13 protein-coding genes are annotated in these 14516 nt (G+C 45.1%); 5 read left to right on the plus strand and 8 right to left on the minus strand.

Translation table 11 applies throughout. From position 1 onward, the window contains the following. Positions 1-42: 42 nt before the first annotated feature. Positions 43-1395: a polysaccharide deacetylase family protein gene (locus tag ACFSRY_RS16790; protein WP_377510450.1), complete on the minus strand. Its 1353-nt coding sequence runs from the start codon at positions 1393-1395 to the stop codon at positions 43-45. Positions 1396-1774: 379 nt separating this feature from the next. Here ACFSRY_RS16790 and ACFSRY_RS16795 point away from each other — a divergent pair, with 379 nt between their 5' ends. Together ACFSRY_RS16795 and ACFSRY_RS16800 are read left to right on the plus strand one after the other, a co-directional pair. Next, positions 1775-2962, plus strand: a complete 1188-nt coding sequence (locus tag ACFSRY_RS16795) for a glycosyltransferase family 4 protein (protein WP_377510453.1) — start codon at positions 1775-1777, stop codon at positions 2960-2962. Then, positions 2959-3522 carry a methyltransferase gene (locus ACFSRY_RS16800; protein ID WP_377510456.1) on the plus strand — a complete coding sequence of 188 codons (564 nt, stop codon included), beginning with the start codon at positions 2959-2961 and terminating at the stop codon, positions 3520-3522. The genes ACFSRY_RS16795 and ACFSRY_RS16800 overlap by 4 nt, the downstream gene beginning before the upstream one ends. Positions 3523-3614: 92 nt before the next feature. Here ACFSRY_RS16800 and ACFSRY_RS16805 read toward each other — a convergent pair whose 3' ends face one another. After that, entirely contained in the window at positions 3615-4943 is a 1329-nt protein-coding gene (locus ACFSRY_RS16805; protein ID WP_377510459.1) for a glycosyltransferase family 4 protein, read from the minus strand. A 207-nt stretch (positions 4944-5150) separates the two neighbouring features. Between ACFSRY_RS16805 and ffh the strand changes: the two genes are divergently transcribed. Next, positions 5151-6485 (plus strand): signal recognition particle protein, encoded by a 1335-nt coding sequence (ffh, locus tag ACFSRY_RS16810; protein WP_377510462.1) that lies wholly within the window; start codon positions 5151-5153, stop codon positions 6483-6485. Positions 6486-6576: 91 nt separating this feature from the next. Here ffh and ACFSRY_RS16815 read toward each other — a convergent pair whose 3' ends face one another. Next, entirely contained in the window at positions 6577-7050 is a 474-nt protein-coding gene (locus tag ACFSRY_RS16815) for a nucleoside deaminase (RefSeq protein WP_377510465.1), read from the minus strand. A 373-nt stretch (positions 7051-7423) separates the two neighbouring features. Between ACFSRY_RS16815 and ACFSRY_RS16820 the strand changes: the two genes are divergently transcribed. After that, entirely contained in the window at positions 7424-8032 is a 609-nt protein-coding gene (locus tag ACFSRY_RS16820) for a hypothetical protein (RefSeq protein ID WP_377510468.1), read from the plus strand. On the opposite strand, the gene ACFSRY_RS16825 is transcribed toward ACFSRY_RS16820, so the two are convergent. The 5 genes from ACFSRY_RS16825 to egtB all read right to left on the minus strand — a co-directional run bounded on the left by ACFSRY_RS16825 (position 8029) and on the right by egtB (position 13169). Then, positions 8029-8625: a hypothetical protein gene (locus ACFSRY_RS16825; protein WP_377510471.1), complete on the minus strand. Its 597-nt coding sequence runs from the start codon at positions 8623-8625 to the stop codon at positions 8029-8031. The two genes, ACFSRY_RS16820 and ACFSRY_RS16825, sit on opposite strands and share 4 nt — an antisense overlap. Before the next feature lie 85 nt (positions 8626-8710). Next, complete coding sequence (locus ACFSRY_RS16830) at positions 8711-9631, minus strand: polysaccharide deacetylase family protein (protein WP_377510474.1); 921 nt, start codon at positions 9629-9631, stop codon at positions 8711-8713. Between the two features lie 97 nt (positions 9632-9728). Continuing rightward, positions 9729-10844, minus strand: a complete 1116-nt coding sequence (locus ACFSRY_RS16835; protein ID WP_377510477.1) for a pyridoxal phosphate-dependent aminotransferase — start codon at positions 10842-10844, stop codon at positions 9729-9731. Positions 10845-10887: 43 nt separating this feature from the next. Further along, a complete protein-coding gene (gene egtD, locus ACFSRY_RS16840; RefSeq protein ID WP_377510480.1) occupies positions 10888-11868 on the minus strand; it encodes an L-histidine N(alpha)-methyltransferase in 981 nt (326 codons plus the stop codon). 29 nt (positions 11869-11897) lie between these two features. Then, the gene (gene egtB, locus ACFSRY_RS16845; RefSeq protein WP_377510483.1) at positions 11898-13169 is read right to left on the minus strand and encodes an ergothioneine biosynthesis protein EgtB; all 1272 of its coding nucleotides are present in this window, start codon (positions 13167-13169) and stop codon (positions 11898-11900) included. Between the two features lie 251 nt (positions 13170-13420). Here egtB and ACFSRY_RS16850 point away from each other — a divergent pair, with 251 nt between their 5' ends. Continuing rightward, the gene (locus ACFSRY_RS16850) at positions 13421-14512 is read left to right on the plus strand and encodes an o-succinylbenzoate synthase (RefSeq protein ID WP_377510486.1); all 1092 of its coding nucleotides are present in this window, start codon (positions 13421-13423) and stop codon (positions 14510-14512) included. The last annotated feature ends 4 nt before the right edge of the window (positions 14513-14516 follow it).

Consider the following 14516-nt stretch of genomic DNA (forward strand, 5'->3'; position numbering starts at 1 on the left):
GTTGCACTTAAAGCACAATAATTCTGTTTGTTTTGCAATTGCTTAATGCTTAGTGGATTGTGCTGCTTCAGAGCAGGTCAGGAACTTCGTCCCTTCCGTAGAAAGTTCAGACAAAATCTGCTCCAGCACCTGCCGCCAGGAAGGATTTCCTTTTTCTACAGGAAACTCAGAATACCCGGAAAAATTTTCGTTGTGCCATAGTATGGTGAAAAGCCCTCCAAACCTTTTAACCTCAGCAATCATAGGTCTCACTGCTTCCAACACCTCAGATGATTTCATATCCATATAGGCGATGTTGTATAAAGTGGTATCCATGAGCAAAAGGGGCAGCTCCAGGTAAGGGCTTGACTTCCTGTTCTTAAAATCGAATGGATAAAAGGGGTGGCAAAAGGAATTTCTGAAACCAAAGTGTTCTGCAAAGCCAAGAGTAGTATCATACTCGAGCTTGCTCTGCTGTAGTACCTGTTCTGTTTTTTCTGGTTGGTAACACAAATAATGAAAGCGGTTTCCTTTTACCTGCACTGGTAGCTTTCTGATGTCAGCTTTTAGCTGAACAAGGTCATTTCCGGTTCCAAAGCTGCCATGTACTCCTACCTCATGCGCCGTTTCTGCCATTGTCTGTATCAGTTTCTGATACTTAGGTTTAGTAAGGTCATAGTCGGCGTTTGGATAGCCGTTATACCGTTGGTCGCTGGGCAAGAAAAAGAAGGTAGCCTTAGCACCGTATCTGTCAGCAATACCTGCAACTTCATGTAAATTATACCAGGCATCTTTACCAACGGATTTTCGCAACAGTAAAGCAAGCAGATCTTTTACCTTCCCCGCTCTTAAATGCTGCTTCCCGGAAGACCTCCAGGCAGTCTGCAGGCGATCCACATCACAGGTTAAGCAAGTAGCAAATGAAAATTCTCCCCAAATGCTATGGTGTAGGTCTACCTGGTGAACCTGCTCCACTACTTCCCGCAGTAAGTCAAGGTAGTAGTTTACAACCGGCTTCGTAACGAAACCATACTTTGCCTGTACACTGGCTTTGTAGGTATAGCGGCCAAATTTATCACGTTCTACGCCATAATATTCTTGCCATCCACTCAAAAGGTAGAAGGCAGAAGCTATTATGTCATAATTAATAGTAGCCGACCCGTCGGAATGATAAGTAACCAGTTCCTGGTCATTTTCAGCGTCGAAAAAGAAAGGGATGCGTTCCCCTTTCCACTCCCGCCACACAACCTGTTGTGGGCGAGGACGTTTCTGTTCAAAAAAACCGCCGTTATACTTATTTATTCTGATTCGGCTTTTATGTAAAAAGTCCTCCTCATTACTATAATGGATTTGAATGCCCTTTGCTTTAGGGTAAAGAAGGTGAAAATGCTGAAGGATGTAGTTAAATTGATGCAAAGCTGTAAAATGACTTAGAGCCAATCTTCTTTCTATAAAAAAGGGTTCTCTAATAAATGATAAAAGTTTAAAAAGGCAGGGGCATTGGTTGCTAACCAGCCGATGTCATAACGTCACTTCTCAAGATAGATTTTCCTCAGCAGTCAAAATTTAGGAATTTAAATAAAATGCCATTTTTACCATGACAGATTTAGCTGAAGTAAATAGAACTTCTTTGCTACTGCTTTACTGGCATGCTAAACTTAAGATAAAGTCCTGAGTTTGGCTGCAGGTTTATCGGTCTTTTTCCATTTCTTTGTAATGAATTTGTTTTCCCTGCGCTGTAAAAGTGATAACAGGAGTGGAGCGAATTACTTTGTGGCACAAATAATCCTTTGGTATGAATATAGGAATGATATTGGATAGCACTTTTCCACCTGATCCGAGGGTAGAAAACGAGGCGCTCTCCTTGATCAGGAACGGGCACAGTGTTTACCTGTACTGCTTAGACTATACCCACAGCCTTCCTGAGTATGAAGTGATAAACCGTATACATGTCCACCGGCAAAGGCTGCCCAAGCACTTGTATAGTTTTTCTGCTTTAGCCTATACCATACCCTACTACCATGCCTCTCTTAAGAAGAGCATTGCCAAGTTTGTTACTGATAATGGTATACAGGCCTTACACATACATGATATTCAGGTTGCCCGCAGTGTGATCAGCGTAGCCAAAAAAATGAATCTTCCTACGGTGCTTGACCTGCATGAAAACAGACCTGAAATTATGAAGCATTATGCCCACGTTAAGTCTTTCCTGGGCAGACTGCTAATCTACCCTTCTCTCTGGAAAAAGTATGAATACAAATACATAAAAAAGGCTACTAAGGTAATAGTAGTAACAGAGGATGCGAAGGAGTACTACCTGGAAAGGATCGCAGTAGATCCAGACAAAATTTATGTAGTTCCTAACACCGTCAGGAAGGAGTTCTATACTAATTATGAAGTACAGGAGGACATAATACAAAAGTACAAAGATACCTTTAATATCCTGTACCTTGGGGATACTGGTCTTAGAAGAGGAATCGTGACTGCTATAAAGTCTCTTAAGTACCTGATCGACAAGATCCCGAATGTGAAATTGGTAATCGTAGGAAAAAGTATAACAGACCCTTTGCTCAAGGAACTGATAACGGAGCTAGGGTATGAAAAATATGTAGACCTGACAGGCTGGAAGAACTTTGAGTTATTTCCCTCTTATATCTTAGCCAGCCATATTGGTGTGTGCCCCATCCATAAAAACATACACCACGAAACAACCTATGCAAACAAGCTTTTCCAGTACCTGGCTTTTGGTAAACCGATCGTGGTTAGTGACTGTAAAGCGCAGGCCAACCTGGTTACTAAGTATAACTGCGGCTTGATATTTAAAGACCAGGATGAAGAGGATTTCGCTGCTAAGGTTCTAGAACTATACGAGGATAAATCTCTCTATCAGAATCAGTCAGCCAACGGTAAAAAAGCCATAGAGGAAAGCCTGAACTGGGATGTGGTTTCAAATAACTTGATTAAACTGTACGAAGAGATATGAAGAAAACAGATTTCCCTGGCGAATATAAAAAAACGCATAAGGAGAGATACCAGAAGACGCTGAACTTTATGGAGGGCTTAGTTACGCCTTCAGAAAAAATTTTAGACCTGGGGCCGGTTAATCCGCTATCAAGCATACTGAAGGAAAAAGGATTTGAAGTAGAGAATACACCAGAGCACCTGGACCTTGACCTGGACTACAGGCAGATTGATTCGGCTGGATTTGGTGCTGTTACAGCTTTTGAGATCATTGAGCACCTCGTGTCTCCTTTTCCTTTACTACGTTCTTTGAAAGCTCCCAAGCTTATTGCTTCCATCCCTTTGAAGTTGTGGTTTGCGGATGCTTACTGGAATGAGAATGACCCGTATGACAGGCACTACCATGAATTTGAGCCAAGGCAGTTTGATATGCTGTTAAATAAGGCGGGATGGGAAATAAAGAAAAGCGAGAAATGGGTGTCTAAAACAAGTAAAATAGGGATAAGACCTTTCCTGAGAAATATTACGCCCAGGCACTACATCGTTTATTGTGAGCGTGTGCCGGGTTTTAAGTATGATTGATAAAAGTGACTATAAGCTACCCTTGTATAATGCAGGACGCGGCTTCTGTAAAATCATTCGCTTAAAATAGGAGGTGTATAAACATACACCTCCTATTTTTTTGAGGCGAGTGTCTTAATAACCTCAGCCAATTCCTCCGTCAGTGCCCTTCTAGAGAAGCGTGAATGGTTAATGAAAGGCAGGTCCATGTTAGGGTTAATCTTCCAGGCTTTGCTCCATTGCGTCATGTGATCCAGCATCAGATCATAGGCCGTATAGTGGAAGAGACGTCCTGCACCACATTCGTCGATGATGTGGTCGGTGTCAGAATGTACGGGACCCAGGCACACGATCGGCTTGTTTGAGGCAAGATACTCAAAAAGTTTACCTGGTACGTTAGCATACATGGTATCCACATCGGCAATGGCCAAGAGCAAAATCGTGCTCTCCATCAAGTACTTAATAGCTTCCTTGTGTGGCACATAAGGAACATACTCTGTGATACCCTGCACACCTGCTTTATCAATCCGCTTCTTAACACCTTCAGATACCTTTCCCACAAAACGCAGCTTATAATTAATCTCATTATGTACAGACATCAGGTGTGCGATCACCTTCAGGAACACATCGATGTTGTAGGTCTCCGTAATTGTGCCGGTGTAAGTAATCAGGAAAGTGTCTTCTGGAGGAGATGACCTGATCATGAAGTCATCTTCGTCGTATCCATTCGGAATCACATGAATCTTATCCGGCTCAATGCTGATAGGCTTGTTCAGAAACAGCCGCTTGGTGTCTTCACTGGTAACTAGAATGGCATCGGCCTGCTGAAGCACCTGCTGTTCATACTTTGCATCCAGGCGCTTTGCCAGAGCCGTGTGGTACAGCTGATCGTAGTAGTGAATGTTTGTCCAGGGATCACGCAGGTCGGCGATCCAGGGCAGGTTATACTTCTTCTTTAACTTCAGGCCAATAAGCTGTGTTGAGTGCGGCGGACTGGTTGTGAGGATAGCCTTAAACTTACCCTCGCTTAGTAGTTCCCCCGCTTTTTTTATAGCATGCTTATTCCAACCGACGCGGGCATCTGGTATAAAGAGGTTGCCGCGAACAAACTTGAACACCTTATCCAGTACAGTTTCTTTAGATTTTTGATTGGCAAACCCGCTGTAGGGTATTTCTTTTTTACCTGACAGCTTTTTATAGTATTCAAAAGGCTCGGAAGTATCGGTACGGTATACCTGTAGCCCCTGGGGTATTTCTTTTTCAAACGTCGGATCAAGCAGGGCATACGAAGCCTGTTTTTCATCAACAGTGAGTACAGTGGGGCGTACTTTAAACTGAGGCAGGTATTTGCAGAATTTCAACCCACGCTGAACGCCCGGCCCGCCAGACGGGGGCCAGTAGTAAGAAATGTATAGTAAATCAGTAACTTCAGTATCTTTCAAAGCAAATCAGCTTTTCGTTCTTTTCAAATATAGAAATATTATTACGTGTTGCAGCGGATGCCGTTCTATTGTTACCCTTTCTGTAATTTTTGATACCAAAGGAATCATCCCTTTGCAGTCTCCGTTTGTACTAAAGCAAAAAGAGCTTGCCCTATTCGTAAATCAGAAGTATATTCTTTATTTTTGTAGGTAAATCCAGAAAAAGAGATGTTTGATAATTTAAGTAATAAACTAGAACAGGCATTTAAGACCCTTAAAGGCCAGGGAAGCATAACCGAAATTAACGTTGCGCAAACCATCAAAGAAGTGCGAAGAGCACTTGTTGATGCTGACGTTAATTATAAGGTAGCAAAGACTGTAACAGATAAGATCAAGGACGAGGCAATGGGCCGCGACGTTCTGATCGCTGTTTCTCCCGGACAGCTGATGGTAAAGATCGTGCACGAGGAGCTGACCGAACTGATGGGTGGGCAAAAGCAGGATATCAACCTGAAGGGCGATCCGGCAGTTATTCTGATCGCTGGTCTGCAGGGTTCTGGTAAAACTACTTTTACGGGCAAATTAGCGCAGCATATTAAGAAGCAGGGACGCAACGTATTAGTGGCAGCCTGTGACGTTTACCGTCCTGCGGCTATCAACCAGTTGCAGGTTCTTGCCGAGCAGGTAGGGGTAGAGGCATATACTGAGTTGGAAAATAAAAATCCTGTTCAGATTGCCCTTAATGCCATCGAGCATGCTAAGAAGACAAATAAGAAAGTAGTTATCATTGACACCGCTGGTCGTCTGGCCGTGGATGAGGCAATGATGAAAGAGATTGCGGAGATAAAGGCTGCTGTTAAGCCGTCGGAAACTTTGTTCGTCGTTGACTCCATGACAGGTCAGGATGCGGTGAACACTGCCAAAACCTTTAACGACCGCATCGATTTTGATGGTGTTGTGTTAACGAAACTGGATGGTGACTCTCGAGGTGGTGCAGCTCTTTCTATTCGTGCCGTAGTAGAAAAGCCAATCAAATTCATCTCTACAGGTGAGAAGATGGAGGCGCTTGACTTGTTCTACCCTGATCGTATGGCCCAGCGTATCCTCGGAATGGGTGACGTGATTTCCCTGGTGGAGCGTGCGCAGCAGGCATTTGACGAAGATGAGGCGAAGCGTATCAACAAGAAGATCCGCAAAAACCAGTTTAACTTCGACGACTTCCTGACGCAGCTGGAGCAGATCAAAAAGATGGGTGATATCAAAGACCTTGTAGGTATGATACCAGGCGTTGGAAAGGCTTTGAAAGATGTGGAGATAGATGAGAATGCCTTCAAACCAATAGAGGCGATCATTAAATCCATGACTCCGGCAGAACGTGAGAACCCTGATATGATCAGCGGCAGTCGTCGTGCACGAATTGCCAAAGGTAGTGGTACTGATGTGCAGCAGGTAAATAACCTGATGAAGCAGTTTAACGACATGCGTAAGATGATGCGTTCGATGAACAAGATGTCCGGTAAGCGTGGTGGTCTTGGAAACCTGGCGAACCTGATGAAGCGTTAATTAAACTTTGATAATATAGGAGCGGGGACCACATTTTAGAGTGTGGTCCCCGTTTTTTATTTAGACACTTTGTGCCGGAGATCAGAAGGAATCAATAGCTGGTTTTGCTTTCCTTGAGCTGCCATGCTTTGAAGGCTATTTTAGCCTCATCAGACAACAACTGTTGCATGGGGATTTGCCTTTGGGAAACAGGGCTTTCAATCTCTTGGTAAATAAATGCATCATCGAAGCCAATGTTGGCTGCATCTTGGCGGGTATTCCCGTAGTAAACTTTCCTGAACCTTGCCCAATAGATAGCACCCAAACACATGGGGCAGGGTTCGCAGCTAGTATAAAGCTCACAGGAATTTAATTGATAAGTACCGAGTTTATTACAGGCTTTACGGATGGCATCCACCTCTGCATGTGCTGTAGGATCATTGGTTGCCAATACCTGGTTATAGCCGCGGGCAATGATGTCTCCATTATGCACAACCACGGCCCCGAATGGTCCCCCGAATCCTTCAAGCATTTTGTCGTGCGAAAGCCTTATTGCCTCACGCATATAAGCTGTTTCTAGCTGCATAAGTTCTTTTGTTTGAAACACGTATACGAGGGACTGCAGCTTTTAAGATGAATGGAGAAAGCTTTTATACTATCTAGCTGCTGAAGTATTAACAAAAATATAGCCTACACTACACTTGTGCCATCTCCTGCATACTCGTAGTATAGGCTATTGCGCTCTTTAATAGAACAACTCTATATTGTAAAAATAATAAAATTTATCAAGTTATGTATATTTTGTATACGAGGCATGTAATGTTAAGTTTAGTTGTTTTTTAACATAATACTTAAATAATTAAAATTCAAATTGCTAATAAACAACGACTTACCTGTATAAATATCTTAAAGCAAGTGTGGCACGTATCTATGCCTATCATAAACAAACACATATTACTATGAAGAAGAACACGACTATTTGGCTAACCATGCTATTGCTATTTGGAGTTTTAGGTGCCTGTTCAAGCACCAGAGAAGCAGACAATGTTGTAGAAGATGAACTCAGTGATTTTAGAAGCTGGGTTAATACTACAACTGCTAATATCGCTGATAAAACAGAAGATGATTGGAAGCAGGCGAAGCAGGATTTTAGAAGCCGTACAGAAGAGTTGGATCAGATAGAAGACAATTTTACCGCAGAAGTAAAGGAAGAATACAAGCAGTTAAAGCAGGAATTTAATGATGCTGACGAAATGTACAAACGAACCCATCAGGAACGTATTGTAAGTGAATGGGAGCGGAATCTTCTAGGCAAATGGGCCGATTTGGCCTCGATTAACGAAAACAATGTGCGCGACGCTTACATTACTTTTATGGAGAATGTAAGAGCCCAGAATGAGAATTGGACAGACGAAGAGTGGGAGATGGCTAAAATTATATTGGAAAACCTGAATGAGCGTAAGAGCCAGATTACAGGCAATATCCCAACTGATACGGAGGTGAAGATAAAAGCCCTACAAATGGAGTTCCGAACATTGGAAACTGCTGCGGATGCAAATGACAATTAAACGATGATGCGCCCTTCCCTGGGATCTCCATAAAGTTGAGCTTGCCCTTGCAGATGCCTGTAGCCGCTGTACCAGGCAAGTAAACTATCGAATTGATGCCAATTTGTGGGCGCTTCAGCTATTGGAAAAGGCAAAAGGTCTTGCAGTGTCTCTGTATAAACAGAGAGTGCTGTAAGACCTTTTTTGTAGCCGGAGTGCTGGGGGAAAATCAGCTTTGCCAATTGGCTGGGATAGGTCTCCAGTACTGCCCTTCCATTTTCGGCCAACGTTGCACGCAATCGAATAGCCCGGGCAGTTAAACCACCTATAAACATAGGCGACATAGCCTGTACTTCTCTGTCGCAGGCACGGTAAAAGTACTCCGCATCTGACGTATACACACCCTGTGTGTATATCCCGGGAAGGGTAAGGGGAGCATCAATAAAGATTTCTCCCGGCTGCAGTTCTGTAATTAATTCTAGCAACCATTTGTCGGCATCCTGACCACGGTGGCTCTGCCATACCTTCAGTGCTTTATCCTGCACCATGGCTGCTGCGGTGGTGCCTGCTAATTTAGAGCCAAAGTCTATGCCCAGGTGTTTTGGAGTATGCATGTGTTGCATTTTTACCTAAAGGTTTTATACTCCGAATTACACAGCCTGTTCGGCTCAGGCGGCAGCAACTAAACTTTGCAAGATTTTAGTCAAAGCTTCCTACCATGTTCTTGTAAAGCCTGTCAGAGCCCCAGTACCCGCTGGCAATGATCCTGCGAATGGTATAAAGAGGCTCCTGCTCATCACGCTTTGTTGCTAGTTGAAACGCAGCTGTTACCCCTCTGCTTCTGAGTTCTGGTATAGCCTGTTGGTTCCATAACCCAAAGGGGTAAGCGAAATATGTAACGGGTTGTCCGGTAATTTCTTCCAGCACTTTCTTTGGCTTTTCTACCTGCGTTACCCAATCCTGCCCCTGAAATTTCTTTACGTTATGATGATCCCAGGTGTGGCTGCCAATGGCATGTCCCTTATCTGACAGGTCTTTTACCTGTTCACGGGTCATGTAACGGGGCCTGTTCAGGGATACCGTCATGATGAAGAACACTCCTTTAAAGCCATACTTTTCTAACTCCGGAACCGCATTTGTGTACTGGTCCAGGTTTGTATCGTCGAAGGTGATCATGACTGGCTTTTCAGGTAGTGGGGCACCTGTGGTCAGGTAAGCGATCAACTGGTCTGGCAGAACTGTTTGGTAACCGCTGTCGGCCAGCATCTTGATCTGTTCCTTAAACCTGTCGGTCGGTACGATGTAGTCCTTGGCTTGCTTTGAGTCAGATGCCTGCCAGTCACGTATCTGGTGATAGCAAAGAATAGGTACTTGTTTCTTGGCAAAGATGCTGGCAGCATCAGCAGATAAATCTATTGCAGGAGCGGCTGGCTCCGGTGCTGGAGCAGGTGCGGCAGTTTTTTCTGCTGAGGCAACAAGAGTTAAAGCTGTGTCCGGGGTCTGTGCTGGTACTTCATCTGCCATCGCTAACTTCTGCGTCTGGGTATTATCACAGGAAGAGAAAGTAAAAGTGGCAGCAATTAAAAGAGTGCTAAAACAAGAGGTGATGCGGGTATTCATAAAAAAGTTTTAAAGCATCAATATACCTATTTATACTGATTAGAAAAGTGTTTGGCTTCTGAATTTGGTGAAAAATTTAAACTCTTTTAAAGAGGTGCTATTTTTTGTCAGTGTAAGTTGCCAATCCGTCCTGGAGCCTTTGCATGGCCTCGGTAAGCCTGGGTGTTTCAATGGCAAAGGACATCCGTGCATGTCCTGGTGCACCGAAGTTTTCACCGGGAGCTAGTTCTAAGCTATACTGTTCCCGAAGATAAGTCCACAAACCGGCGCCGGTTCCTGTCGGTGTGCCTGCTGAAGGTCCTTTTGATAGATAGTGGCTGAAATCAGGAAAGAAATAATAGGCACCCTCTGGTTCAAAATACCGGACTTCAGGCACCTGGTCAAGTGCCTCCCTCATTAGCTCCCTGTTGTGCTTGAGCGTACGTATCATAGGAGCTAGCGCCTTATCACTTGCATGTAGTGTGGCTTGTGCAGCATCCTGCACAAAAACACTGACACCAGATAAGGTGCTTCCCTGGAAATCCGTGCATTTCTTTATTAGCTCTGCCGGACCCACCATGTAGCCAATACGCCAGCCTGACATGGCATAGTTCTTCGAGAACCCGTTTATGACGATTGTTTTTTCTCTTTGTGCCCCTTCGCAGGAAAGGACAGAAGTAAAAGGCCGACTGTAAGTAATATGGTCGTATATCTCATCTGATACCAGGTATAGGTTTGGGTATTCGTTTACCACCTCCAGCAGTTCCTCCAGTTCATCTTTGCTGTACAGTTTACCTGTAGGGTTGCCGGGATTGGTTAGTAAAAGTATACGGCTGCTATTGGTCAGGGATTTTCGGAGCATGTCAGGGGTGAGTTTATACGCCTCTTCCAATCTGGTTGGGAGTGGCTTTAAAACACCGCAGCTATACTTCATTAACTCATGAAAGCCAAACCATGCCGGGGTAGGCACTATAACTTCATCCCCTTGCCTTAAAAGAATGGTGAAAAGGTTGAAAAGTGCCTGTTTGCTGCCAGGGGTAATCAAAACCTGTTCCGGGTCTAATGTTGCGCCTTCTCCTTCATACCGTCTACAGACAGCTTTGCGCAATCCTTCTGTTCCTTCTGTAGGACCATAAAAGGTTTTGCCTGACTGTAAAGCATCAATAGCTGTAGACACGGCTTCATCAGGGCTTTGAAAATAACTGGCACCAGAGGCAAGAGAAATATATTCCATGCAATAATTTACGGGGGTGGATTTTTATAGCAAAGGGTAAAATCTATTCGGTGGTAAAAAGAACATCAGCAAAGCCTCTGCGGCTGTCATAGAAGACTGTTTCTATCTTAAAGCCACATTGCTGACCCAGTTCTTTTACCTGTTCAATAAAGTACTTGTGTGAGTTCTCCGTATGGATCGCCTCCCATGCATCGAAGTGGAAAGTGCGCCCGGTATCGCGTATGTAAACATCCTGCTCTTTCAGGCTGATCAGGAAACTGCGCATCACGCCTTCCAAAGGGTTGTACATAGCGTAATGCTGAAACTGATCGACATCAAATTCTCCTCCTAACTCGCGGTTTATGCGGTGCAACAGGTTCAGGTTAAACTCTGCGGTAATGCCAGCTGCATCATCATAAGCATTCAAGATAGTGTCAGGGTCTTTTCGCAGATCAACCCCCATCAGGAGTTTATCCCCGGCGCCTAAATAACTGCGCATCGAGCAGAGGAATTCCACACTTTCCTTCATTTCGAAGTTGCCGATGTTGGACCCCAGGAACAGCACCACTTTACGTTCAGACTTGTTTTGCTGTAGCCACTGCAGCGCTTTGAAGTATTCTCCTACCACAGCCTGTACACCTACCTCTGGCATTTCTTCCTGCAGGCTTTTGGTTAGCTGCTTCATAGCATCGCCTGATATATCTACGGGTACATAGTCGAAACTGCTTTGTTGTTTTGTCAGCTGCCGGATCAGGATCTTGGTCTTAAGTGCATCGCCGGCACCCAGGTCGATCATATGAAAAAAGCCTTCATGGGCAAAGTGCTGCACCATGGCTTCCTGGTTATCTGTTAATACCTCAAACTCTGCGCGGGTAAGGTAGTATTCGGGCAAATCCATGATCTGCTGGAAAAGCTGGCTTCCCTTGCCATCATAAAAGTAGCGGGAGGGCAGGTGCTTCTGCTTCTGGCTCAGACCATCTGCCACATCTTTGGCAAAGGCTCCGTTTTTATTGCTGCCGTCTTCTGTGCGGCTTAATTCAATCATGGGTGCTAGAGTAGAGTTTAATTCCATCATTATTTGTTAGCGAGCCGGATACCATTGTATTGCCAGCGCTTATCCGGGTGAAAGAAGTTACGGTATGTGGTGCGAATGTGATTTTCCGGCGTGGCACAGGAGCCGCCCCGAAGCACCATCTGGTTGATCATGAACTTTCCATTATACTCGCCAATGGCACCCGGTGCTTTTGTAAAACCAGGATAAGGGTGATAAGCACTGTAGGTCCATTCCCACACATCGCCATATAACTGCTGCAATCCTTCTTCTGACGGATCTGCCGCTTTGGGTTCGAGAAGTTCACTCTCTACAAAATTGCCTCCTGTGGGTGGGTAGACCTGAGAAGCAGCTTCCCACTCGAACTCAGTCAGGAGGCGTTTTCCGGACCAGTTGGCAAAAGCATCAGCCTCGTAAAAGCTTAACTGGCAAACAGGGGCGTTGAGGTTAACTTTCTCCAGGCCGTGCATGGTAAACCTGCACCATTCTCCGTCCTGCTGCAGCCAGTAAAGAGGCGCTTCCAGTTTGTTGCAGTTTACCAGCGCAAAGCCTTCATCCAGCCAGTGCCTGAAGTCCGTGTAGCCGCCATCCTGCATAAACTCAAGGTACTCTTCATTTGTCACCAGGCGGTTCATGACCTGAAAATCATCCAGCCATACATCATGCACCCCCAGTTCATTGTCAAAGCAAAAGTCATTTCCCTTATATCCAATCTCATATTTGCCTCCGGGAATATCCAGAAACTTTTGCTTTACGCCTTTTTGCTCTTGCCCTGAGTTTACCTGTGGTTTGTAAGCAGGCAGAAGCGGATTCGTGCTGAGAATATATTTGATGTCTGTGATGAGCAACTCCTGGTGCTGTTGTTCGTGCTGTAAGCCCAACTGCAGCACTGGTAGCATTTCTGCGGCTTTCGTGTCAGGTATTTGCTGCAGTAATTTGCTCAGGTGCTCATCCACATGCTGGCGGTAAGCATAGATATCCCGTAAGGGCGGACGGGTGAGTGTACTGCGCTGATCGCGTTGAACCCGGCTGCCCACACTGTTATAGTAAGAGTTAAAAAGGTAGCTGTACTGCTCATGAAAGAGTTTGTATCCAGGCAAATAGGGCTTTAGTACAAACGTTTCAAAAAACCAGCTTGTATGTGCCATATGCCACTTTGGCGGACTTACATCCACTATGGGCTGCACTACAGTATCTTCGGGTTCCAGGGGTTGACAAATGTGCTCGGTGCGGGCACGAATCTGTTTGTACTGCTGTAGAACAACTTCTGTGGAAGAGGCGATGAGAGTGCTCATAAGTAAACATTGAGTTTGTTTAGCCAGTAAGTGGTATTAACTATAAACAAGTGAGGCGGCATGTGGTTTAAATATTCTGTTCCGCAAGGATGTCAGCTACATTCTAAGTGGCTGTTTCGTTCTTTCAGTGCAACTCACTGGTTACAGGGTGTACACACTGGCTTAGCCGCGACACTATATACTTAGCACTATATCTACGTCATAATTATTAGTTATGGTTTAACTTGCCTAAAATTCAGTAACAGTTTTACATGAGCCTGCGACTTAGCTATACGTCCCATTTATTAGAATTCAAGTTCGCCGCGCGTACTTCGCGGGGTGCTATTCAAAACCATAAGGTGTTTTATGTCAGTGTTTTCTCCGAAGACAAACCGGAGGAGAAAGGTATTGGGGAATGTGCACCCTTAGCGGGCCTGAGTATTGATTACCGGCCGGAACTAGAGGATAAAATAAAGGAGGTAGTGCGCCTGGTAAACGCGGAGGAGGTACAGCTAACAGCAGGAGAGGCCTTGCCCGAAGCGCTTGAACTGGAAGGATGGCCTGCTCTGCGCTTTGCTCTTGAAACCGCCCTGCTGGATCTTAAAAATGGGGGGAGCCATAAAATTTACGGGAACGCCTTTAGCAGAGGGGAAGCCGGGATACCCATTAATGGGCTGATCTGGATGGGGGAAGAAACCTTTATGCGCCGGCAGATTGAACAGAAGCTCGAAGATGGCTATTCCTGCCTAAAACTCAAGATTGGTGGCTTAGATTTTAAACAGGAGCTGGAGATGCTGCAAAGCATCCGGGAAACGGCAGGGGCAGACTGCCTTACTATTCGGGTAGATGCCAATGGTGCCTTTTCGCCTCAGGAAGCTTATAAGAAGCTGGAGCGGTTGGCAAAGTATGACATTCACTCCATAGAGCAACCTATCAGGCAGGGACAGCCCGAGGAGATGGCACAACTTTGCGCGTATACCCCTGTTCCTATTGCCCTTGATGAAGAGCTGATCGGGGTGCAGCACACAGATGAAAAAGTACGGTTACTGGAAAAGATAAATCCGCAGTACATCATCCTTAAGCCTACATTAGTTGGCGGACTGGCTGCCAGTGCGGAATGGATAGACCTGGCAGAGGATCGAAGTATTGGCTGGTGGATGACATCTGCACTGGAGTCGAACATTGGGCTTAATGCGATCAGCCAGTTTACTGCAAACTATGATATTACAATGCCCCAGGGACTTGGCACCGGGCAACTTTACCACAACAACATACCGTCACCGCTTCAGATCAGGTACGGTGAGCTTTGGTATGAGCAGGGAATAAAGTGGGAGCCTGGTAACACCAGTTTGGAACAGGCCTGAACAA

This window comes from Pontibacter locisalis (assembly GCF_042684605.1).
GTDB classification, from domain to species: Bacteria; Bacteroidota; Bacteroidia; order Cytophagales; family Hymenobacteraceae; genus Pontibacter; species Pontibacter locisalis.

What these genes read in the sequence shown, in the direction of transcription:
- ACFSRY_RS16795 (WP_377510453.1), top strand. Translation starts at nt 1,775, where the DNA reads ATGAATATAGGAATGATATTGGATAGCACTTTTCCACCTGATCCGAGG.
- ACFSRY_RS16800 (WP_377510456.1), top strand. Translation starts at nt 2,959, where the DNA reads ATGAAGAAAACAGATTTCCCTGGCGAATATAAAAAAACGCATAAGGAG.
- ffh (WP_377510462.1), top strand. Translation starts at nt 5,151, where the DNA reads ATGTTTGATAATTTAAGTAATAAACTAGAACAGGCATTTAAGACCCTT.
- ACFSRY_RS16815 (WP_377510465.1), bottom strand. Translation starts at nt 7,050, where the DNA reads ATGCAGCTAGAAACAGCTTATATGCGTGAGGCAATAAGGCTTTCGCAC.
- ACFSRY_RS16820 (WP_377510468.1), top strand. Translation starts at nt 7,424, where the DNA reads ATGAAGAAGAACACGACTATTTGGCTAACCATGCTATTGCTATTTGGA.
- ACFSRY_RS16825 (WP_377510471.1), bottom strand. Translation starts at nt 8,625, where the DNA reads ATGCATACTCCAAAACACCTGGGCATAGACTTTGGCTCTAAATTAGCA.
- ACFSRY_RS16830 (WP_377510474.1), bottom strand. Translation starts at nt 9,631, where the DNA reads ATGAATACCCGCATCACCTCTTGTTTTAGCACTCTTTTAATTGCTGCC.
- ACFSRY_RS16835 (WP_377510477.1), bottom strand. Translation starts at nt 10,844, where the DNA reads ATGGAATATATTTCTCTTGCCTCTGGTGCCAGTTATTTTCAAAGCCCT.
- egtD (WP_377510480.1), bottom strand. Translation starts at nt 11,868, where the DNA reads ATGATTGAATTAAGCCGCACAGAAGACGGCAGCAATAAAAACGGAGCC.
- egtB (WP_377510483.1), bottom strand. Translation starts at nt 13,169, where the DNA reads ATGAGCACTCTCATCGCCTCTTCCACAGAAGTTGTTCTACAGCAGTAC.
- ACFSRY_RS16850 (WP_377510486.1), top strand. Translation starts at nt 13,421, where the DNA reads ATGAGCCTGCGACTTAGCTATACGTCCCATTTATTAGAATTCAAGTTC.